The organism is Pseudomonas sp. 313, from assembly GCF_000316965.1.
In the GTDB taxonomy this organism is placed as follows: domain Bacteria; phylum Pseudomonadota; class Gammaproteobacteria; order Pseudomonadales; family Pseudomonadaceae; genus Chryseomonas; species Chryseomonas benzopyrenica.
In genome coordinates this window covers 42042-63945 of record NZ_ANBZ01000079.1, presented here as the reverse complement: position 1 = coordinate 63945, position 21904 = coordinate 42042, and the positions used below count along the sequence as shown (strand labels likewise).

Annotated in this window: 19 protein-coding genes and 1 pseudogene; 11 read left to right on the top strand and 9 right to left on the bottom strand. The window is 65.9% G+C overall.

Translation table 11 applies throughout. The features are described from left to right. The first annotated feature begins 4 nt into the window (after window positions 1-4). The 6 genes and pseudogenes from C722_RS0118435 (at window position 5) to C722_RS0118410 (ending at window position 7948) form a co-directional block, all read left to right on the top strand. Window positions 5-874, top strand: a complete 870-nt coding sequence (locus C722_RS0118435) for an SMP-30/gluconolactonase/LRE family protein (protein WP_017641928.1) — start codon at window positions 5-7, stop codon at window positions 872-874. Window positions 875-1094: 220 nt separating this feature from the next. Continuing rightward, complete coding sequence (locus C722_RS0118430; RefSeq protein ID WP_007160547.1) at window positions 1095-2099, top strand: substrate-binding domain-containing protein; 1005 nt, start codon at window positions 1095-1097, stop codon at window positions 2097-2099. A 216-nt stretch (window positions 2100-2315) separates the two neighbouring features. Continuing rightward, window positions 2316-3842, top strand: coding sequence for an L-arabinose ABC transporter ATP-binding protein AraG (gene araG, locus C722_RS0118425; RefSeq protein WP_017641927.1), 1527 nt, complete (start codon window positions 2316-2318; stop codon window positions 3840-3842). Between the two features lie 44 nt (window positions 3843-3886). Beyond that, the gene (gene araH / locus C722_RS0118420) at window positions 3887-4855 is read left to right on the top strand and encodes an L-arabinose ABC transporter permease AraH (protein ID WP_017641926.1); all 969 of its coding nucleotides are present in this window, start codon (window positions 3887-3889) and stop codon (window positions 4853-4855) included. An 82-nt stretch (window positions 4856-4937) separates the two neighbouring features. After that, window positions 4938-6676, top strand: a pseudogene (locus tag C722_RS25145) (IlvD/Edd family dehydratase). A gap of 123 nt (window positions 6677-6799) precedes the next feature. Beyond that, window positions 6800-7948 (top strand): aldose epimerase family protein, encoded by a 1149-nt coding sequence (locus tag C722_RS0118410; protein WP_026083941.1) that lies wholly within the window; start codon window positions 6800-6802, stop codon window positions 7946-7948. A gap of 227 nt (window positions 7949-8175) precedes the next feature. Here C722_RS0118410 and C722_RS0118405 read toward each other — a convergent pair whose 3' ends face one another. Together C722_RS0118405 and araD1 are read right to left on the bottom strand one after the other, a co-directional pair. Next, window positions 8176-9753, bottom strand: coding sequence for an aldehyde dehydrogenase (NADP(+)) (locus C722_RS0118405; RefSeq protein WP_017641924.1), 1578 nt, complete (start codon window positions 9751-9753; stop codon window positions 8176-8178). A 152-nt stretch (window positions 9754-9905) separates the two neighbouring features. Continuing rightward, window positions 9906-10901, bottom strand: a complete 996-nt coding sequence (gene araD1 / locus C722_RS0118400; RefSeq protein WP_017641923.1) for an AraD1 family protein — start codon at window positions 10899-10901, stop codon at window positions 9906-9908. A gap of 102 nt (window positions 10902-11003) precedes the next feature. Between araD1 and C722_RS0118395 the strand changes: the two genes are divergently transcribed. Then, entirely contained in the window at window positions 11004-11927 is a 924-nt protein-coding gene (locus C722_RS0118395; RefSeq protein ID WP_017641922.1) for a LysR family transcriptional regulator, read from the top strand. 243 nt (window positions 11928-12170) lie between these two features. On the opposite strand, the gene cysB is transcribed toward C722_RS0118395, so the two are convergent. The 3 genes from cysB to C722_RS0118380 all read right to left on the bottom strand — a co-directional run bounded on the left by cysB (window position 12171) and on the right by C722_RS0118380 (window position 14175). Further along, window positions 12171-13145 (bottom strand): HTH-type transcriptional regulator CysB, encoded by a 975-nt coding sequence (gene cysB / locus C722_RS0118390; RefSeq protein WP_017641921.1) that lies wholly within the window; start codon window positions 13143-13145, stop codon window positions 12171-12173. 112 nt (window positions 13146-13257) lie between these two features. Further along, the gene (locus tag C722_RS0118385; protein ID WP_017641920.1) at window positions 13258-13740 is read right to left on the bottom strand and encodes a universal stress protein; all 483 of its coding nucleotides are present in this window, start codon (window positions 13738-13740) and stop codon (window positions 13258-13260) included. A gap of 108 nt (window positions 13741-13848) precedes the next feature. Continuing rightward, window positions 13849-14175 (bottom strand): co-chaperone YbbN, encoded by a 327-nt coding sequence (locus C722_RS0118380; protein ID WP_017641919.1) that lies wholly within the window; start codon window positions 14173-14175, stop codon window positions 13849-13851. A gap of 165 nt (window positions 14176-14340) precedes the next feature. Between C722_RS0118380 and C722_RS0118375 the strand changes: the two genes are divergently transcribed. Then, window positions 14341-15420, top strand: a complete 1080-nt coding sequence (locus C722_RS0118375) for a 3-deoxy-7-phosphoheptulonate synthase (RefSeq protein ID WP_017641918.1) — start codon at window positions 14341-14343, stop codon at window positions 15418-15420. 58 nt (window positions 15421-15478) lie between these two features. Here the strand turns inward: C722_RS0118375 and C722_RS0118370 are convergent, their stop codons facing one another. Then, window positions 15479-15760: a GNAT family N-acetyltransferase gene (locus tag C722_RS0118370; RefSeq protein WP_017641917.1), complete on the bottom strand. Its 282-nt coding sequence runs from the start codon at window positions 15758-15760 to the stop codon at window positions 15479-15481. Between the two features lie 448 nt (window positions 15761-16208). Between C722_RS0118370 and C722_RS0118365 the strand changes: the two genes are divergently transcribed. Then, window positions 16209-16460, top strand: a complete 252-nt coding sequence (locus tag C722_RS0118365; protein ID WP_007160560.1) for an Lpp/OprI family alanine-zipper lipoprotein — start codon at window positions 16209-16211, stop codon at window positions 16458-16460. A 124-nt stretch (window positions 16461-16584) separates the two neighbouring features. On the opposite strand, the gene C722_RS0118360 is transcribed toward C722_RS0118365, so the two are convergent. From C722_RS0118360 to C722_RS0118350, 3 genes are all read right to left on the bottom strand, one after another. Beyond that, a complete protein-coding gene (locus C722_RS0118360) occupies window positions 16585-17562 on the bottom strand; it encodes a L,D-transpeptidase family protein (RefSeq protein WP_017641916.1) in 978 nt (325 codons plus the stop codon). Window positions 17563-17636: 74 nt separating this feature from the next. After that, a complete protein-coding gene (locus tag C722_RS0118355) occupies window positions 17637-17918 on the bottom strand; it encodes a hypothetical protein (RefSeq protein ID WP_017641915.1) in 282 nt (93 codons plus the stop codon). A 98-nt stretch (window positions 17919-18016) separates the two neighbouring features. Then, the gene (locus C722_RS0118350; protein ID WP_236712144.1) at window positions 18017-18571 is read right to left on the bottom strand and encodes an arylesterase; all 555 of its coding nucleotides are present in this window, start codon (window positions 18569-18571) and stop codon (window positions 18017-18019) included. Window positions 18572-18719: 148 nt separating this feature from the next. On the opposite strand from C722_RS0118350, the gene C722_RS0118345 reads away from it, so the two are divergent. Together C722_RS0118345 and C722_RS0118340 are read left to right on the top strand one after the other, a co-directional pair. Further along, window positions 18720-19394 (top strand): ABC transporter ATP-binding protein, encoded by a 675-nt coding sequence (locus C722_RS0118345; RefSeq protein ID WP_017641913.1) that lies wholly within the window; start codon window positions 18720-18722, stop codon window positions 19392-19394. Continuing rightward, window positions 19391-21901, top strand: coding sequence for an ABC transporter permease (locus C722_RS0118340; RefSeq protein ID WP_017641912.1), 2511 nt, complete (start codon window positions 19391-19393; stop codon window positions 21899-21901). Before C722_RS0118345 ends, C722_RS0118340 begins: the two co-directional genes overlap by 4 nt. Window positions 21902-21904 lie beyond the last annotated feature (3 nt).

Below are 21904 nucleotides of genomic sequence, written 5' to 3'. Positions count from 1 at the left end.
AACGATGGATTGGCAGCCGCTGCTTCCCCAGCGCTTCAAACTGGCCGAGGGCCCCTTCTGGGACCAGGAGACCCAGGCGCTCTACTGGGTGGACATCGCCGGCTTCAAGGCCTGCCGCCTGCGCGGCGAGCACTACCAGGAATGGCAATTGGATAGGCCCTGCTCCGCCTTCGTGCCTACAATCCGTGGCGACGCCCTGGTGACCTTGCCGGATGGCGTCTTCCGCCTGGATCTCGATTCCCCGCCAGAGCGTCCCGCCCTGGAGCTGTTCTGCGTCGCCGATCCCGATCCAGGCAATCGCGGCAATGAAGCGCGCTGCGATGCCCAGGGCCGGCTCTGGCTCGGCACCATGCAAAACAATCTCGATGCCCAGGGTGGCGATGTGGCCATTGATCGCCATTCGGGCGGGCTGTTCCGCATCGACCCTGATGGCAGCGTCAGTCGTCACGCCAGCGATCTCGGCATCGCCAACACCCTGGTGTGGAGCGCAGCCGACAACCACGTCATCAGCGCCGATACCCTGAAGGACACCCTCTATCGCTATCCACTGGATGCCAGCGGCAACCTGGGCGAACCCACCGTTTGGGCCGGTCCCCACGAGCGCGGCTCGCCGGATGGCTCGGCCATCGACAGCGAAGGCTGTGTGTGGAACGCGCGCTGGGACGGCAACTGCCTGCTGCGTTTCTCGCCCGAGGGCGAGTTGCTGGAGATCGTCGAGCTGCCGGTCCAGCGCCCCACCAGTTGCGTCTTCGGTGGACCGGATCTGCGCACCCTCTACGTTACCAGCGCCGCCGCCGATGGCGCCCTCGACGGCGCCCTGCTCACGGCGACCGCGCCGGTAGCCGGCATGCCCTGCCACCGTTTCGCCGGCTGATTCATCCTACCGACCCTGGCGCCCTCTGCGGCGCCTTTCAGCGCCAGACCCTATGTAACAGCCTGGTGACAGAGGTGACGAAAAATCCCGTCACCTTTTCCTTGCGCCCGCATTCATCCAATCATACTATCAATAAAGAGCGGCGTCGTCTGACCTCCACGACGGCAGCCCGCCGCCTTGCATTGCCTGGCCACACCAATAAAAACAAGGAGTTCCAGCTATGTTCCGTGTTCCGGGAGTTCGTTCTCTGCTGCGTGCCGCCCTCGCCGCCGGTGCCGTCAGCCTGTCTCTCTCCGCCTTCGCCGCCGATCCGGTCAAGATCGGCTTCCTGGTCAAGCAACCCGAGGAACCCTGGTTCCAGACCGAGTGGGCCTTCGCCGAGAAAGCCGCCAAGGACAAGGGCTTCACCCTGCTCAAGATCGCCGTGCCGGATGGCGAGAAGACCCTCGCCGCCATCGACAGCCTGGCTGCCAACGGCGCCAAGGGCTTCGTGATCTGCCCGCCCGACGTCTCCCTCGGCCCGGCCATCGTGGCCAAGGCCAAGCTCAACGACCTCAAGGTGATGGCGGTGGACGACCGCTTCGTCGACGCCAAGGGCAAGTTCATGGAAGACGTGCCCTACCTGGGCATGGCCGCCTTCGAGGTCGGTCAGCAGCAGGGCGCGGCCATGGCCGCCGAAGCCGAGAAGCGTGGCTGGAAGTGGGATGACACCTATGCGGTGATCAACACCTACAACGAGCTGGATACCGGCAAGAAGCGCACCGACGGTTCGGTGGAAGCCCTGAAGAAGGCCGGCCTGCCCGCCGACCACATCATCTTCGCCCCGCAGAAGACCCTCGACGTGCCTGGCAGCATGGACTCCACCACCTCGGCCCTGGTCAAGCTGCCCTCGGGCGCCAAGCACCTGATCATCGGCGGTATGAACGACAACACCGTGCTGGGCGGCGTCCGTGCCACCGAAAGCGCCGGCTTCAAGGCCGAGCAGGTGATCGGCATCGGCATCAACGGCACCGACGCCATCGGCGAACTGAAGAAACCCAACAGCGGCTTCTTCGGCTCCATGCTGCCCAGCCCCCACGAAGAGGGCTACCAGACCGCCAGCATGATGTACGAGTGGGTGACTACCGGTAAGGAGCCGCCCAAGTACACCGCGATGGACAAGGTCACCCTCATCACCCGCGCCAATTTCCAGCAAGAGCTGGAAAAGATCGGCCTCTGGAAGTGATGACCCCGGCGGCGCCGGTCCTGGCGCCGCCCCCTTTCATATTGGAGCCTTTATTACGATTTAGCGAGCTAGCGACAAACAAGGCGAAAAGGCTTTAGGAAACGCAGTTTACGATTAGTAAATGAGCATTCCGACGGGGCTGGCCCTCCAGAGGCTTTTCAACACAGTTTGGCCGACGCGCAGCAGATCGTAAAAAGGTTGTGACAGGAGTGCCTCATGGCAGCCTTGGAACACACCACCGCCCAGAGCGCCGACAGCCTCGGCTTCGTTGGCATCGGCAAGACCTTTCCCGGCGTCAAGGCGCTCGCCGACATCTCCTTCAGCGTGCGTCCCGGCTCGGTGCACGCCCTCATGGGCGAGAACGGCGCCGGCAAGTCGACCCTGCTGAAGATCCTCAGCGGCTACCACGCTCCCACCACCGGTCACCTCAACATCGACGGCCAGGAGCTGGTGTTCAAGAGCACCGCCGAAGCCATCCGCGCCGGCGTCGCGGTGATCCAGCAGGAACTGCAGCTGGTGCCGGAGATGACCGTCGCCGAGAACCTCTTTCTCGGTCACCTGCCGGCGCGCTACGGCATCGTCAATCGTGGCCACCTGCGCCGCCAGGCCTTGGACCTGCTCAAGGGCCTGGCCGAAGAGATCGACCCCAATACCAAGGTCGGGCGCCTGTCGCTCGGTCAGCGTCAGCTGGTGGAGATCGCCAAGGCGCTCTCCCGCGGCGCCCGCGTCATCGCCTTCGACGAACCCACCAGCTCGCTGTCCGCCCGCGAGACCGATCGGCTGATGACCATCATCGCCCGGCTGCGCGACGAAGGCCGGGTGGTGCTCTATGTCTCCCACCGCATGGAAGAGGTCTTCCGCATCTGCGACGCGGTGACGGTGTTCAAGGACGGTCGCCACGTGCGCACCATCGAGCGCTTGGCCGACATCACCCCCGACCAGCTCATCACCCTGATGGTCGGCCGGGATCTCGCCGACATCTACGACTACCGGCCGCGCGAGATCGGCGGCGGCTGCCTCAAGGTCGAGGGTCTGCTCGGCCAGGGCCTGCAGCAGCCGGTGGGCTTCGAGGTCTGCCAGGGCGAGATCCTCGGCCTGTTCGGCCTGGTCGGCGCCGGCCGCACCGAGCTGCTGCGCCTGCTGGCGGGCCTGGAAAAGCACAAGGCTGGCAGCCTGAGCCTCAAGGGCGCCCCGGTCAGCCTCAGGTCCCCACGCGACGCCATCGCCGCCGGCATCCTGCTGTGCCCGGAAGATCGCAAGAAGGAAGGCATCGTGCCCCTGGCCAGTGTGGCCGAGAACATCAACATCAGCGCCCGCGCCCATCACGCCAGCCTCGGCTGCCTGATCCAGGGCCGCTGGGAAAAGGCCAACGCCGAAAAGCAGATTCGCGCGCTCAACGTGAAGACGCCCCATGCCGGGCAGAAGATCAAGAATCTCTCCGGCGGCAACCAGCAGAAGGCCATTCTCGGTCGCTGGCTGTCGATGCCCATGCAGGTGCTGCTGCTCGACGAACCCACCCGCGGCATCGACGTGGGTGCCAAGTCGGAGATCTACGCCATCATCCATGACCTCGCCGCCCGCGGCATCGCCGTGGTGGTGGTCTCCAGCGACCTGATGGAGGTCATGGGCGTGGCCGACCGCATCCTGGTGATGAGCGAAGGCGCCATCACCGGCGAGGTGGCCCGCGCCGAGTTCAACGACGAGCGGCTGCTGCAGCTCGCCCTGCCCCGTACCCGCGCCTGAGGGCGCGCCTTGCTGGTCGAGATAACAATAAAGAGGTCCTATCCATGTCCGCCCAACCCCACAGCCTGACCCCGCCGCGCCGCGGCTTCGACATGCGTCGCTTCCTCGACGACTGGGCCATGATGCTGGCCGCGCTGGTCATCTTCGCCCTCTGCGCGCTGTGCGTGCAGAACTTCCTCTCGCCGCTGAACATGCGTGGCCTGGGCCTGGCGATTTCCACCGTGGGCATCGCTGCCTGCACCATGCTGTTCTGCCTGGCCTCCGGCCACTTCGACCTCTCGGTGGGCTCGGTCATCGCCTGTGCCGGCGTGGTCGCGGCGGTGGTGATGCGCGACTTCGACAGCGTCTTTCTCGGCGTCGCCGCCGCCCTGGCCATGGGCCTGGTGGTGGGCCTGATCAACGGGCTGGTGATCGCCAAGCTCAAGATCAACGCCTTGATCACGACCTTGGCGACCATGCAGATCGTGCGCGGCCTGGGCTACATCTTCTCCGACGGCAAGGCCGTGGGCGTCTCCCAGGAGCAGTTCTTCGTGTTCGGCAACGGCCAGCTGTTCGGTTTGCCAGTGCCCATCGTCATCACCCTGCTGTGCATCCTGTTCTTTGGCTGGCTGCTCAACTACACCACCTTCGGTCGCAACACCATGGCCATCGGTGGCAACGAGGAAGCCGCGCTGCTGGCCGGCGTCCATGTCGACCGCACCAAGATCATCATCTTCGCCATGCATGGAGTGATCGGCGCCCTGGCCGGCGTGGTCCTGGCCTCGCGCATGACCTCGGGCCAGCCGATGATCGGCCAGGGCTTCGAACTCACGGTGATCTCCGCCTGCGTGCTGGGCGGGGTCTCCCTGGCCGGCGGCATCGGCATGATCCGCCACGTGATCGCCGGCGTGCTGATCCTGGCGATCATCGAGAACGCCATGAACCTGAAGAACATCGACACCTTCTACCAGTACGTCATCCGCGGAACCATCCTGCTGCTGGCGGTGGTGATCGACCGCTTCAAGCAGCGCTAAACCCAGACTCTGCCCTCCCCCGCGGCGCCAGGTGCGCCGTGCCGGGGACCGCTTTGCCCGTGAAATGCCCGAGGACAAGACAATGACCACGCCCAAACGCCCGCTCCGCTCCGCCCAGTGGTTTGGCAGCAACGACAAGAACGGCTTCATGTACCGCAGCTGGATGAAGAATCAGGGCATCCCGGACCATGAATTCCAGGGCAAGCCCGTCATCGGCATCTGCAACACCTGGTCCGAACTGACCCCCTGCAACGCCCACTTCCGCAAGATCGCCGAACACGTCAAGCGCGGCATCTACGAAGCCGGCGGCTTTCCGGTGGAATTCCCGGTGTTCTCCAATGGCGAATCCAACCTCAGACCCACCGCCATGCTGACCCGCAACCTGGCCAGCATGGACGTGGAAGAAGCCATCCGCGGCAATCCGGTGGACGCGGTGGTGCTGCTCACCGGCTGCGACAAGACCACGCCGGCGCTGCTGATGGGCGCCGCCAGCTGTGACGTGCCGGCCATCGTCGTCACCGGTGGCCCCATGCTCAACGGCAAGCACCACGGTCGCGACATCGGCGCTGGCACCATCGTCTGGCAGATGCACGAGGCCTACAAGGCGGGCGCCATCGACCTCAACGAATTCCTCTCCGCCGAAGCCGGGATGTCACGCTCGGCCGGCACCTGCAACACCATGGGCACCGCCTCCACCATGGCCTGCATGGCCGAAGCCCTGGGTACCTCGCTGCCGCACAACGCCGCCATCCCGGCGGTGGATTCGCGTCGCTACGTACTGGCGCACCTGTCCGGCATGCGCATCGTCGAGATGGTGGAAGAAGACCTGCGGCTGTCGAAGATCCTCACCAAGGAAGCCTTCGAGAACGCCATTCGCGTCAACGCCGCCATCGGCGGTTCCACCAACGCGGTGATCCATCTCAAGGCCATCGCCGGCCGCATCGGCGTGGACCTGGAGCTGGACGACTGGACCCGGGTCGGCCGCGGCACCCCCACCATCGTCGATCTGCAGCCCTCCGGCCGCTTCCTGATGGAGGAGTTCTACTATGCCGGCGGCCTGCCGGCAGTGATCCGCCGCATGGGCGAAGCCAAGCTGCTGCCCCACCCGAGGCCCTGACCGCCAACGGCAAGAGCCTCTGGGCCAACTGCGCCGAGGCGCCCATCTACGGCAACGACGAGGTCATCCGCGCCCTGGACAACCCGCTACGCGCCGACGGCGGCATCTGCGTGCTGCGCGGCAACCTGGCACCCAAGGGCGCGGTGCTCAAGCCCTCGGCCGCGACCCCGGCGCTCATGCAGCATCGCGGTCGCGCCGTGGTGTTCGAGAACCTGGAAGACTACAAGGCGCGCATCGTCGACCCGGACCTGGATATCGACGAGACCTGCGTGATGGTGCTGAAGAACTGCGGACCCAAAGGGTATCCGGGCATGGCCGAGGTGGGCAACATGGGCCTGCCAGCCAAGCTCCTGGCCAAGGGCATCACCGACATGGTGCGCATCTCCGACGCCCGCATGAGCGGCACCGCCTACGGCACCGTGGTCCTGCACGTGGCGCCCGAGGCCTCGGCCGGGGGTCCGCTGGCCGTGGTACGCGAAGGCGACATGATCGAGCTGGACTGCGCTTCCGGCCGCCTGCACCTGGACATTCCCGACGAAGAACTGGCTGCGCGCCTGGCCGACTGGCAACCGCCGGCGGATCAGCTGCTGGCCGGCGGCTACCGGCGCCTCTACGTCAACCACGTGCTGCAGGCCGACGAAGGCTGCGACTTCGACTTCCTGGTCGGCTGCCGCGGTTCCGAAGTGCCACGCCACTCCCATTGACCGGCTCTACCCCCTCTCCCACCGGGAGAGGGTCGGGGTGAGGGGCTGGCGCAGCCTCTCTTTCCGGAACTCGGGGCCCTCTGCCCCACTCTTGCACAACAACAAACCGAAAAGGTGGTCGAGATGAAACGCACGTTAGCCCTCACCGGACTTGGACTGTCACTCATGATCAGCACCCTTACCGCCCAGGCGGCCGGCCTCACCAGCCAGCAGTCGAGCTTTGGCAAGCTGCCCGATGGCACTCCCATCGAGAAGTTCGTCCTGACCAATAGCCATGGCATGCAGGCCACGGTCATCACCTACGGTGGCGTGCTGCAGGCGCTCAAGGTGCCCGACCGCAAGGGCCATGGCGAAGACGTGGTCCTGGGCTTCGATGACGTCCAGGGTTATCTCGACAACCCCACCGTATTCTTTGGCGCCACCATCGGCCGCTTCGGCAACCGCATCGCCGAGGGCCGTTTCAGTCTCGACGGCAAGAGCTACCAGATCCCCCAGAACGACAAGACCAACGCCCTGCACGGCGGCCCCCAGGGGTTCAATACCAAGGTGTGGAAGGCCGAGCCGGCCAAGGGCGACGGCTGGGTCGGCGTGACCCTGAGCTATGTCTCCCCCGATGGCGAGATGGGCTTTCCCGGCACCCTGACCACCCAGGTGACCTATCAACTGGACGAGCACAACCAGCTGACCCTCAAGTACCGCGCCACCACCGACAAGCCGACGGTGCTCAACCTGACCAACCACAGCTACTTCAACCTGGCGGGCGCTGGCAGTGGCACCGTGCTCAAGCAGGTGGCGATGCTCAATGCCGACAAATACACGCCAGTGACCGCCAAGCTGATCCCCACCGGCGAATTGCCGCCCGTGGCCGACACGCCCATGGACTTCCGCAAGCCGACCGCCATCGGCAAGCACATCGCCGACGACAACCAGCAACTGAAGTACGCCGAACCCAAGCAGGGTGGCTATGACTTCAACTGGGTGCTCAACACCGCTGGCGATCTGCAGAAAGCCGCTGCCGTGGTGACCGACCCGGGCTCCGGCCGCACCCTGACCCTCTACACCACCGAACCAGGCGTGCAGTTCTATACCGGCAACTTCCTGGAGGGGAACATCAAGGGCAAGGCCGGCAAGACCTATGGCCACTGGGGTGCCTTCACCCTGGAAACCCAGCACTACCCGGATGCCCCCAACCAGCCCAACTTCCCCACCACCCGCCTGGATCCCGGCCAGACCTACACCCAGACGACCATCTTCAAGTTCGCCAGCAAGTAAGGCTGCTCCTGATGCAAGAAAGGCCGCTCTCAGGAGCGGCCTTTTCTGTTGGGCTCGTGCCGGGCGCTTCCCTCACCCCAACCCTCTCCCAGAGGGAGAGAGGGTTGCTCCGACGCGGCCCGTAGCCTGGTGCCTGGTAGCGTGGAAAGCAGCGAGCCTTTTCCACCACCCAATAAAAAACCCGGCGTCTCGCGACACCGGGTCTTCTTTCACTCAAGACAGCGCGATCAGATCGCGGCCTTGGTGTTCTCGCCGTTCACCAGGCGCTGGATACCCAGCGGGTTGGCGTTCTGCAGGGCTTCCGGCAGGAAAGCATCCGGGTAGTTCTGGTAGCACACCGGGCGCAGGAAGCGATCGATGGCCAGAGTGCCGACCGAAGTGCCGCGGGCATCGGAGGTCGCCGGATAGGGACCGCCATGGACCATGGCATCGCAGACTTCCACGCCGGTGGGATAGCCGTTGAGCAGCAGGCGACCGGCTTTCTGCTCCAGCAGGCCGATGATGGCCTCGAAGCGCTGCAGATCGGCCGGTTCGGCCAGCAGGGTGGCGGTCAGCTGACCGTGCAGGCCTTGCAGCGCCTGCTGCAGCTGGGCTTCGTCGGCTACCTCGACCACCACCGTGGTGGGGCCGAAGACTTCTTCCTGCAGCAGCTCGTCGCTTTCCAGCAGCAGACTCACGTCAGCCTTGAACAGCTGCGGACGGGCCTGGTTGCCTTCCTGGTTGGCGCCGGCCAGGTGTTGTACACCCGAATGAGCCAGCAGCGCCGCGACGCCCTTCTCGTAGCTCTTCAGGGTGCCCGGATTGAGCATGGTCTGGGGTGCCTGCTCGTTCATGGCACCGGCCAGGCGCTCCAGGAAGCTGCTGAATTCTGGCGAACGCACGCCGATGACCAGGCCAGGATTGGTGCAGAACTGGCCACAGCCCAGCACCACGGAGGCCGCGAGTTCACCGCTGATGGCGTCGGCACGGGCCTTGAGCGCCTCGGGCAGCACGACTACCGGGTTGATGCTGGACATCTCGGCGAAGACCGGGATGGGTTGCGGACGAGCCGCGGCCATGTCGCACAGGGCACGACCACCACGCAGGGAGCCAGTGAAGCCCACGGCCTGGATGGCCGGATGCTTGACCAGTTGCTCGCCCACGCCACCGCCGTAGATCATGTTGAACACGCCCTTGGGCATGCCGGTCTTCTCGGCGGCGCGGATCACCGCGTCGGCCACGTATTCGGCGGTGACCATATGGCCACTGTGGGCCTTGAACACCACCGGGCAACCGGCGGCCAGGGCCGCGGCGGTATCGCCACCGGCGGTGGAAAAGGCCAGCGGGAAGTTGCTGGCGCCAAAGACGGCTACCGGACCCAGGCCGATGCGGTACTGACGCAGGTCAGGACGCGGCAGCGGCTTGCGATCGGGCAGCGCGGTGTCGATACGGGCACCGTGGAAGTCACCGCGGCGCAGCACCTTGGCGAACAGGCGCATCTGGCCGCTGGTACGGCCACGCTCGCCCTGAATACGGCCAGCCGGCAGCGCGGTTTCCTGGCAAACCAGCTGGACGAAATCATCGCCTAGGGCATCCAGTTCGTCGGCGATGGCATCAAGGAAGGCCGCGCGCTTCTCGGCGCTCAGCTTGCGGTACAGGGGCGCGGCCTGCTCGGCGGCACGGGCGGCGGCATCGACTTCGGCCGCGGACGCCTGGAAGAATTCGTAGGGCAGTTTCTCGCCGGTCGTGGCGTCGATGCTATAGACCCGCACCTCGCCCTCGCCGCTGCGAGCGCCACCGATGTAGTTCTTGCCTTGGATCTGCATTGTTCTCGACTCCTTATACCTAGGGGTTCAGGGAAGACCACCCGCCTCGGGGCGGTCTTCGAAAGGGTGGCACGCTCAGCGTCTGAGCGGCCGGACCAGCCTGTGCGATACCCACTCTAGCATTCGCATAGTCAGCAGTCATCATACAACTATCAGAGTTGGCGGACCTGCCCTGGCTGGAAGGCTGCCGTGCCGGTCTTGACGCCATTGCTCAGCGGCTCGCCGAATTCCGGCACCGCGATCTCGAATCTGTCGCCCGGCTCGACGCGGACGCCATCGGCGAAGGACAGGGTCGCCGTGCCGAAGAAATGCACATGGACATCGCCCGGCCGCAGGAACTGCGCATACTTGAAGTGGTGATATTCCAGGTTCTCCAGGCTGTGGCACATGTTGTCCTCGCCCGAAAGAAACTCCTTCTCCCAGACCACTTGCTCGCCGCGACGGATGCGGCTGGTACCCACCAGATGGCGTGGCAATTCCCCAGTACGCAACGCCGGACCAAAGCTGCAATAGCGTAGTTTGGAATGGGCCAGATAGAGATAGTTCTTGCGCTCCAGCACGTGGTCGGAGAATTCGTTGCCCACCGCATAACCCAGGCGATAGGGCTTGCCGTCGTCGCCGATCACATAGAGACCGGTCAACTCGGGCTCTTCCCCCGCGTCCTCGGCGAACTCCGGCAGCGGGATGTCGGCACCTGGGCGCACCAGGATGCCGCCGTCGCCCTTGTAGAACCATTCCGGTTGGGCACCGGCGGTGCCGGTCGCGGGCCGACCGCCCTCCACGCCCCATTTGAACATGCGCATGGAGTCGGTCAGCTTGGCCTCTTCCTGGCTGTTCTGCTGGTGCATCTTGTCGCGGGTAGCGGCGCTGCCCAGGTGGGTCAGGCCGGTTCCGGTGACCAGGCAGTGCGCCGGATCTTCATGGTCCAGCGGCGGCAGCAGACGGCCGCCGTCGAGCAGCTCGGCATAGGCTGGTCCGGGCTCCAGGCCCAGGGTCTGCACCTGAGACTCTAGCGAAACGCCGGCACGGATGGCCTGCAGCGCCAGGGTCCGGGTGCTGGTGGCACCGCGGACCTGCTGGACTTCGCCGCGCTCGACCACGCCGACGCGACGCTGGCCCTGTTGGTCTTCGAACTGAATCAGGTGCATGGCATTCTCCTTGTTGGTTATCGCCTGAGGAAGACTTTACTCGGCGCTACAGGGCCTGCCTAATGAGAACTCCCTATCCCGTGATAACCAACGGTTATTCCCATGCTGCCATCCCTGGGCTCCATCGCCTCTCGCCTACGCCTGCGTCAACTACGGTTGCTGATCGCCCTCGACGAAGAAGGCTCGCTGCACAAGGCCGCCGAACGCATCGCCATTTCCCAGCCCGGGGCCACCAAGGCCCTGCACGAAATCGAAAGCACCCTGGGCGCCACCCTCTTCCTGCGCACCCACCAGGGCCTACAGCCCAATGACCTGGGCCGCTGCGTGATCCGCTATGCACGACTGATCGAGAGCGACCTGGCCCATCTGCGCGAAGAGATGCTCGGCATCCTCCAGGGGGAAGGCGGCCGTCTGGCAGTGGGGGTGATCATGGGCGCCGTGCCGCGATTGATCGCCGCGGTGTCCCGCCTGGGCGCGGCGCAACCCCAGCTCGGCATCGAGATCATCGAGGACACCAGTGTGCGCCTGCTCGATTTGCTCGACGCCGGCCGCATCGAACTGGCCATCTGCCGCAGCAGCGTCAGCCGTCGTCCGGATGCCTATGACTGCCTGGAGGTGCGCGAAGAGCGGCTGGAGATCGTCTGCCATCCCCGCCATCCCCTGGCCGAGGCGCCAGAGCTGAGCCTGGCCGACCTGGTCGACAGTCGCTGGATCGTCTATCCGGCCAATCTGCCGATGCGCCTGACCCTGGAACGGGAATTCCGCGCGGCGGAGCTGGAGTTTCCTCGCTATCCGGTGGAAACCGCCTCCACCTTCACCCTGCTCGGCTTGCTGCAGGAAGACCCCAACCAGGTGGCCATGCTGCCCAGCGACATCGCCCAGTTCGGCGCAAGACACGGCCTGCTGCGACGCCTGCCGGTGGTCCAGCGCACCCGCAACGAACCCTATTCGATCCTGGTCCGCCAGGGCGCGGGATTGTCGGCGGCCGCGCAGCTGCTGCTGGAGCAGTGGCGGTTGGCGGGGTGAGGTAACGCATCGTGGCCATGGCGGTTCGCCGATGCGGCCGCTCCTACGGATGGAAGCACGACGGCTTGTTGCGATTTCGCCGAGGCTGACGTGACTGAACGCCTGCTCGGATAGCCCCCTCTCCCCTCGGGAGAGGGTTGGGGTGAGGGTGTCCCCTTCAGCGCGGTCTCCAGTGGAAAAGGCTACGCCGTTTTCCACGCTACGTGCTGCTGCGGCCGCGATGATTTCAGCGAGAGGAAGCCCTCAATACGTCGGCAGCGTCACCCCATGGAACAGCGTCTCCAGCTCCTGGCGGGTCGGCGTCTGCATGGCCTCGGTCAACACATCGCGGGTCAGGTGTGGCGCGAAGCGGCCGATGAAGTCGCACATGAAGCCGCGCAGGAAGGTGCCGCGGCGCAGGCCAATCTTGGTCACGCTGGCTTCGAAGAGGTGGCTGGCGTCCAGGCAGACCAGGTCGGCATCGGCTTTGTGATCCACCGCCATGTCGGCGACGATGCCCACGCCCAGGCCCAGGCGCACATAGGTCTTGATCACGTCGGCGTCCGCGGCGGTCAGCACCACGTTGGGTTCCAGCCCGTGACGGGCAAAGGCCTCGTCGAGCTTGGAGCGCCCGGTGAAGCCGAAGACGTAGGTCACCAGCGGCTGTTCCGCCAGTTGTTCCAGGGTCAGATTCTCGACCTTGGCCAACGGATGGTTCTGCGGAACGATGACGCAACGGTTCCAGCGATAGCAGGGCATCATCACCAGATCATTGAAGCGCTCCAGGCCTTCGGTAGCGATGGCGAAGTCGACGGTGCCGTCGGCGGCCATCTCGGCGATCTGGGTCGGCGAGCCCTGATGCATGTGCAGGGCCACGTCCGGATACTGCTTGATGAACTCGCTGATCACGTCCGGCAGCGCATAGCGCGCCTGGGTGTGGGTGGTGGCGATGGACAGGGTGCCCTTGCGCTCGTTGGAGAATTCCTGGGCGATCTGCTTGATGCTCTCGCACTTGCGCAGGATCTCGCCCGCGGTCTGGATGATGCGCTCGCCGGCCGGCGTTACCCGGGTCAGGTGCTTGCCGCTGCGGGCGAAGACCTCGACCCCCAGCTCGTCCTCGAGCAGGCGGATCTGCTTGCTGATGCCGGGCTGCGAGGTATAGAGGCTCTGGGCCGTGGCGGAGACGTTCAGATCGTGGTGGGCGACTTCCCAGATATATCGCAACTGTTGCAGCTTCATGCCGGCTCCTCGCTGACCCATGCGCAAGCATATAACAGTAAAGCAGGCTTCAAGCTTTTTCTAGACCGAAATCGAATTAAGTCGCTGGGGGACAAGGGCTGACGCTGGCGGATCACCCCTGGCGCAGCGGCACCAGGTACACAGGGATGCGCGCGGTCTGCAGCAGGCGGCTGGCAGTACGACCCAACGGCGCGACCTGGGCATCGCCCTGGCTGCGACTGCCGATCACCAGCAAATCCGCGGCGAACTCCTGAGCCTGCTTGAGGATGACCACTGGCGGATCGCCCTGCACCACCCGTACGGCCCTCACCAGGCCCACGGTGGCGGGGGTTTCCTGCAGGTCCTCGCGCAGGGACTCGAACACCTGCTGTTCGATGGTCTCCAGGACGAGGTCCAGACCGCCATTGCGCAGGCGATCCAGAGATTCGCCATCCAGATACTGCTGCAGCAGGGTGGAGGCCAGGAGGCCGAGCGGCTCCACCACATGGACGACATACAGCCGGGCCTGATGGATGCGAGCGAGATTCAAGGCGTGCTGAAAGACATAGGACGAACACAGGCCCAAGTCCGTGGCATAGAGCAGCGAGCGGATCACGATTCCTCCTGGCCAGATCAGCCGATCGGGCCGGTACGACGCGGGATAGCCTTCTCCAGCGTAGCAGGGGATTGCCGTTTGCGCTGCGAACCGCACGTTAGAGCCCTTTCAGGGCAGCTCCTCGGGCTCGCGCTCCGCGGCGGTCAGGATCGCCGCCACCAGCGCCGGCTCCCGCAGCGGCGCCTGCACCGGGCCGAGGAAATCGCCATCCCGGACCAGGAACAACGCCGGCAGATGAAAGACGCCATAGCGCTGCACCAGTCCCCCGCTGCGCTCGGCATCCACCCAGTACAGTCGCTCGACCGGCAACGTCGCCGCGGGCAGCACCTGGCGTGCCAGGCGGCAGGTGGCGCAGCCAGCGCTGGTAAAGATCAGCAGCGAGCGCCCAGGCGCCGCCAGCAGGGCGGCATCCGCCGTGCCATCGTCCAATTCCATCGCTTCCTCGTCGCGATCATCGCCAAAGCCCGCCCTCGGGCGCGCCAATAGCGTCGTAACCATTGTGAGCAGGCGGGACACGCGTTAAGGTGCCCCACCCTCTCCACCGTATTTTGCCTGCACGGGCCCCGTCCTGTCGCAGCGCCGTGACCGACGAGTAGCACCATGGCCGCACAGCCCCGCCTTAACGACCTCAACATCGAAGCCAACGAGCCGCTCATCACGCCCGAGCAGCTCAAACAGGAGATCCCGCTGAGCGATCTCGCCGCCGACACCGTCGCCCAGGGCCGCCAGGTCATCCGCGACATCCTCGACGGCAAGGACCATCGCCTGTTCGTGGTGATCGGCCCCTGCTCGATCCATGACATCAAGGCCGCCCACGAATACGCCGAGCGGCTCAAGACCCTGGCCGCCCAGGTCAGCGACAGCCTCTATCTGGTCATGCGCGTCTACTTCGAGAAACCCCGGACCACGGTGGGCTGGAAGGGTCTGATCAACGATCCCTATCTGGACGACTCCTTCAAGATCCAGGACGGCCTGCACATCGGCCGCCAGCTGCTGCTGGACCTGGCGGAAAAGGGCCTGCCCACCGCCACCGAGGCCCTGGATCCCATCTCCCCCCAGTACCTGCAGGACCTGATCAGCTGGTCGGCGATCGGCGCCCGCACCACCGAATCCCAGACCCACCGGGAAATGGCCTCGGGCCTCTCCTCCGCGGTCGGATTCAAGAACGGCACCGACGGCAGCCTGACCGTGGCCATCAATGCCCTGCAGTCGGTCTCCAGCCCGCACCGCTTCCTGGGTATCGACCAGCGCGGCCAGGTCTCGGTGGTGATGACCAAGGGCAATCCCTACGGCCACGTGGTGCTGCGCGGCGGCAACGGCAAGCCCAACTACGATTCGGTCAGCGTCACCCTGTGCGAGCAGGCGCTGGTCAAGGCCAAGGTCAAGCCGAACATCATGGTCGACTGCAGCCACGCCAACTCCAATAAGGATGCGGCCCTGCAGCCGCTGGTGATGGACAACGTCGCCAACCAGATCGTCGAGGGCAACAATTCCATCGTCGGCCTGATGGTGGAAAGTCACCTGGGCTTCGGCAGCCAGCCGATTCCGGCGGATCTGTCGCAGCTGGAGTACGGCGTCTCGGTGACCGACGCCTGCATCGACTGGGCCATGACCGAGAAGAGCATTCTCGACATGCACCGCAAGCTCAAGGATGTGCTGCCGCGCCGCGCGCGCAGCTGATCCAGCAGCGGATACGAAAACGCCGGGCTCAGCCCGGCGTTTTTCATGGCGCGGCCATTCAGGCCAGCGGCGTCACCTGGCCACGCCGCTCCAGGTAGTGCTCCACATAGGAGCAGGAGGGAATGACGCTGTAGCCGCGACTCTCGGCGTAGTTCAGCGCATGCTCGGTCAGCCGCGCTGCCAGGCCGCGCCCACGCAGGGCATCGGGTACGAAGGTGCGATAGAAATCCATCGTCTGCTTGCCCAGATCCATATAGGCGAGATAGGCGCGCTGGCCGTCGACGGAAAGCTGGAACTGATGATTGGCTTCATCGTGTTCCACGTGCAGGGACTCGTTCATGACTACTCCTTGGCGGTTTGGCTCCGCCTTATCCATTGTTATCGGTGTACCCGAAGACGAGAACGCACCCTTCCTGTGCGGGACTGAGCCACAGCGCGTCAGACCCCTCCGGAAGAAGCAGGTTCTGACCAGCCGTCGCACCGAGAAATCACACTATATCAGGCGGCATACGCGGGAGCAGGCGCGGCTTTGAACTTGACAACTTCCGGTCATCCTCTAACGTTTTGTTTTGAAACGTTCGTGGCTTTCAGCCATCCAAGCAGTTGCTGATACCGGCTGCACGCATTCGGGGACGAACTCGGGGGAGCGAAGGAGGATTTCCGCAAAAAATCTTTCTTCAACGGGTTTAGCTCAGTTTACTTACGACCGGTAATGAGTAGTATGTAGCCGCAATTTTCCACCTGGAAAATTGATCTTAAAACAGGATGTCTACCTCAAGGGGTTTACGATGAACAATGCTCTGAAATTCGCCGCCCTGGCTCTGGCCGCTGCTCTGGCCACTGGTTGCAGCACCGCTAACAAGGAAAGCGAAGCTCGCCTGACCGCTACCGAAGACGCCGCTGCCCGCGCCCAGGCTCGTGCTGACGAAGCCTACCGTCACGCTGACGAGGCTCTGGCCGCCGCTCAGAAAGCTCAGCAGACCGCTGACGAAGCCAACGAGCGCGCCCTGCGTATGCTGGAAAAAGCCAGCCGCAAGTAAGCGCCTCGGCTGGAAAGGCGAGTGGCAACAGTCGCCTTTCCCGGAGCAAACAAAAAAGCCCGCCACTCTCAGATGGCGGGCTTTTTGTTTGCCTGGCCGGCTGAGCGCGCTCAGCCAGTCCAGCTCACAGCGACTTGGCGGGCGCCTTGGCCACCGTACCGGTAACCATGCCGGCAGGCAGGTCGGCGATTTCCACCGGCAGGCCGTCCTGGCCCTGGACCACGTCACGCACCGTGTTCCAATTCACCGCGCTGTTGGCCTGCAGCAGGTCGTCACGCTTGATCAACGCATTGACCACCGCGGCCTGACGGTCGATCTCGGTCGGATCGCCCTTCACCGTCACCGGCTGGTGAGCTTCCAGGTAGAGCTTGCCCTGGCTCACGCCGAACTTGTAGGGCTCATCGATGATGCGCACCGGGGTACCCACGGGCAGCATGCTGACCAGTTCGGTCACATTGAAGTTGTACATGCGGAAGCAGCCATGGCTGACCTGCATGCCGATGCCGAATTTCTTGTCCGAGCCGTGGATCAGATAGCCCGGCAGGGTCAGACGGATCTTGTAGGGACCCAGGGGGTTGTCCGGACCAGGCGGCACCACCTTGGGCAGCGGATCGCCTTCGGCGGCATGCTCGGCACGCACCGACTCCGGCGGATACCAGGCCGGATCCTTGATCTTGTCCACCACCTTGGTCACGCCGATGGGCGAGCCCCAGCCTTCGCGGCCGATGCCCAGCGGATAGGTGAACACCGAGTGACCACCCTTGGGGTAGTAGTACATACGGTACTCGGCGATGTTGATGACGATGCCTTCGCGCGGGCCGGGCGGCAGGATGAAGCGCGTCGGCAGCACGATCTCGGTACCGGCGCCCGGCAGCCAGGCATCCACGCCCGGGTTGGCGGCCACCATCTCGGTGTAGCCCAGGTCGTACTTCTGGCCGAGGTCGGCAAAGGTGTCTTCGTAGGCGGCCTTGATGACCTGAACCTCGCCGACCACGTCTTCACCGGGCGGCGGCAGCGGCAACTCCAGTGCCTGCGCCGTACCCGCGCTCAACAGACCAAACAGCGAGAGGGAACCGACCAGGGTCGAAACGCGCGCGGGCATGGGATGAATCCTTGCAAGGAGCAAAAAGGTGACGGCGCGAATTGTACACGCCTCGATCCGCGTCCGGCAGGGCCTCAAAAAGCCTGTAACGGATTGGGCAGCCCCCGTTTGGCGCCTTGCAACCGCTGCAGGCAGGCCGGGCACAGGGTCTTGAGCGCCAGTCCGCGGCGATCCAGCGGGTGCAGCCGCGGCCGCGCCGGCAGCAGGGTGCCGCACAGGGTCCGGTCGGTAGGCGAGCCCAGCTCCAGCTGCCGGGCGACGATATGGACCCGACCCTCGCGGCAGGCGAACAGGTCGAGCTGGGCATCGGGCTGGATCAGCTGATAACCGTGCATGGACCGGGAAAGGCGGGACATCGGGATACTCCAGGGGCGGTTCCGCCGGGCGGTCGATTGGCCGGACCGGCGGGGCGCGCAACCTTAGCGGAAAGCCCCGTCGGGGAAAAGTCCGACGTTCAGTCGCGCAGCAGCGGCTGCAGCTGCGGCCAGGCGTTGTCCAGCAGCCGTTGCTGGGCATTGGCTTGGGGATGAATGCCGTCCGGCTGCATGAAGGCGGGATCGCCCCCTACCCCTTCGAGCAGGAAGGGCACCAGGGCCACCTGCTGGGCCTTGGCCACGTCCGTGTAGACCTGGGCGAAGCCGTCGGTATAGCGCGGCCCGTAGTTGGGTGGCAGGCGCATGCCCAGCAGCAGGACACGGGCACCCTGGGCCTTGGCCTGCGCCACCAGGGCCGTGAGGTTGCGCTCGATCTGGGCCAGGGGCTGACCGCGCAGGCCGTCGTTGCCGCCCAGCTCGATGGCCACCACCTCGGGCTGGTGATCGGCCAGCAGTCTGGGCAGTCGCGCCAGGCCACCGGTGGTGGTGTCGCCGCTGATGGAGGCATTCACCACCTGATAGTCGAGCTGTTGCTCCTGCAGGCGCCGCTCCAGCAGCCGCACCCAGCCCTGACCCTCGGCCAGGCCGTAGCCAGCGCTGATGCTGTCGCCCACCACCAGCAGGGTGCGCGCCATGGCCAGCGGTGTCAGGGTCAGACAGAGCAGGGCCAGCAGCCAGGCAATGCCTTGGCGCAAAGGTGCGCTGGACTTCGTCCGGCTTTTTGACTCTAACTCGCCACAGCCGCCCGCGTGCGGGCCCCTCGAATACGGCATCGGATACCTCATGAGCGAAGTCATTTTGCTGGCACGCGACCTTAGCAAGGTCGTCACGGGCGCGGAAGGCGCGCTGCCAATCCTCCAGGCGCTGGATCTGCAACTGGAAGCCGGCGACAGTTTGGCCATCGTCGGCAGCTCGGGTTCCGGCAAGTCCACCCTGCTGGGGCTGCTGGCCGGTCTCGACCTGCCCAGCAGCGGCGAGGTGCATCTCGCCGGCCAGCGCCTGGACACCCTCGACGAAGACGCCCGCGCCCGCCTGCGTGCGGAACGGGTGGGCTTCGTCTTCCAGTCCTTCCAGTTGCTGGACAGCCTCACCGCGCTGGAAAACGTCATGCTGCCGCTGGAGCTGGAGGGTGCGCGCCAGGCCCGCGAGCAGGCGGTGGCCCTGCTCGAACGGGTCGGCCTGGGCGAGCGACTGCGGCACTACCCGCGCCAGCTCTCCGGGGGCGAGCAGCAGCGGGTGGCCCTGGCCCGCGCCTTCGCCCCGCGCCCCAGTATCCTCTTCGCCGACGAGCCCACCGGCAATCTCGACAGCCGCACCGGCGCCCACATCAGCGATCTGCTGTTCGAGCTCAATCGCGAGCGGGGCACGACCCTGGTGCTGGTGACCCATGACGAGCGCCTGGCCGCGCGTTGCGCCCGCCAACTGCGCCTGGAAGGCGGCCGGCAGGTCGCGGCATGAGGCGTACCGGTCTACCGCTGACGCGGCTGTTCGGACTGGCCTGGCGCCAGAGTCTGCGCGAGCTCCGCGCCGGCGAGATCCGCATGCTCTGCCTGGCGCTGGTGGTGGCGGTCGCCGCCAGCGTCGCCATCGGCTACTTCACCGCCCGCCTCGGCGCGGGCATGGAGAATCGCGCCAGCGAATTCCTCGCCGCCGACCTGGTGCTGCTGGGCAGCGAACCGGCGCGACCGGAGCAGGTGGACGCCGGTCTGCGGCTCAGCCTCGACCACAGCCGCTCGCTCAACTTCAGCACCATGGCGGCGGGTGCCGAGGCCCTGCAGCTGGCCAGCGTCAAGGCGGTCCAAGCCAACTTTCCGCTGCGCGGCGAGGTGCGCAGCGCCGTGGCGCTGGAGGCGCCCGACCAGCCGGGTGGCGCCCCGTCGCCCGGGGAGGCCTGGGTCGAGCCGCGCCTGCTGCTGGCCTTGGACGCCAAGGTCGGGGATCGTCTGGACATTGGGCGCAAGGCCCTCACCATCACCCGGGTGCTCACCTATGAACCGGATCGCGCCGGTGACTTCTACAGCCTGACGCCGCGGGTGCTGATCAATCTCGACGACGTGGCCGCCACCGGGGTCATCCAGCCCGGCAGCCGGGTGCGCTATCGCGAACTCTGGCGCGGCGAAGCCCAGGCCCTGGCCGCCTATCGCCAGGCGCTCACGCCGGCTCTCGCCGCCAACCAGCGCTTCGAGGGACCGGGCGACGGCAATCGGCAGCTGGGTAACGCTCTGGAGCGCGCCCAGCGCTATCTCGGCCTGGCCAGTCTGGTGGCGGTGGTGCTGGCGGGCGTGGCCGTGGCGCTGTCAGCCAATCGCTTCGCCACGCGGCGCTTCGACGCCAGCGCCCTGCTGCGTTGCCTGGGCCTGACCCGCCGTGATGCCCTGCTGCTCTATGGCCTGCAACTGGGCCTGCTGGGGCTGGCGGCTAGTCTGCTCGGCGCCCTGCTCGGCTGGCTGGCACAGCTGGTGTTGTTCGAACTGCTGCACGGACTCCTGCCAGCGCGCCTGCCAGCGGCCGGAATCGGTCCGGCGCTGGCTGGCATGGGTACCGGGCTGGTAGCCCTGGTGGGCTTCGCCCTACCGCCCCTGGCCGCCCTGGGCCGGGTACCGCCGCTGCGGGTGTTGCGCAGCGATCTGCAACCCGTGCCCCTGCGGACCTGGCTGGTCTACGGCTGCGCCCTGCTCGCCCTGGGGCTGATCATGTGGCGCCTGTCGCTGGATCTGCGCCTGACCCTGGCGCTGCTGGTGGGCGGCCTGGTCGCCGGCCTGCTGTTCGGCAGCCTGCTGTACCTGGCCCTGCGCGGCCTGCGTCGGGCCATGCAAGGTGCGCCCCTGGCCTGGCGGCTGGGTCTGGGCCAGTTGCTGCGTCATCCGCTGGCGGCGGTGGGCCAGACCCTGGCCTTCGGCCTGATCCTGCTGGCCATGAGCCTGGTGGTGCTGCTGCGGGGCGAGCTGTTGGAACGCTGGCAGGCGCAACTGCCAGCCGAAGCGCCCAATCACTTCGCCCTCAATGTGCTGCCGGACGAGCGCCAGGCCTTCGCCTCGGCGGTGGCTGGCCTTTCACCCCACGCCAGTCCGCTCTACCCCATTGTCCAGGGCCGCCTGGTCAGCGTGAAAGGGCATCCGGCCCAGGAAGGCCTGGAGGACGACTCCCGCGGCGGTCGCGCCACTCGACGCGACCTCAATCTGACCTGGTCGGCTGGGTTGCCGGACGGCAACCGCCTGGAAGCCGGTCAATGGTGGGATGCGCTGCCCGCCGGCGATCTGCCCGGCGTCTCGCTGGAAAGCGAGCTGGCGCGCAGCCTCGGCGTTGGGCTGGGCGACACCCTGGGCTTCGTCATCGGCGACCGTCAGATCGAGGCGCGGGTCACCAGCCTGCGCCAGGTCGGCTGGGACAACTTCCAGCCCAACTTCTTTGTCATCTTCGCCCCGGGCGCCCTGGAGGACGTGCCTTTCACCTACCTGGGCAGCTTCTACCTGCCGCCGGGTCATGACCGCGAGTTGCTGGCCCTGGCCCGGCAATTCCCGGCGGTGACCCTGCTGCCCATCGACGCCCTGCTCGATCAGCTGCGCAGCATCCTGCGCCAGGTCAGCGTGGCGGTGGAATTCGTGCTCCTGTTCGTGCTGGCCGCCGGTATCGCCGTGCTGCTGGCCGGCTTGCAGGCGACCCTCGACGAGCGCATTCGCCAGGGTGCCCTCCTGCGTGCGCTGGGCGCCCGGCGCGAGTTGCTGCAACGAGCGCGGCGGACCGAATTCATCCTGCTCGGCGGCGCCAGCGGCTTGCTCGCGGCGCTCGGTTGCGAGATCGTCAGCGCCCTGCTCTACCGGCTGGCCTTCGACCTGGACTGGCAACCCCATCCCTGGCTGCTGCTCTTGCCGGTGCTGGGCGCCCTGCTGGTCGGCGCGGCCGGTCTGCTGGGCACGCGGCGGGCCATTACCGCCAGTCCGTTACTCATCCTGAGAGAAAGCTGATCC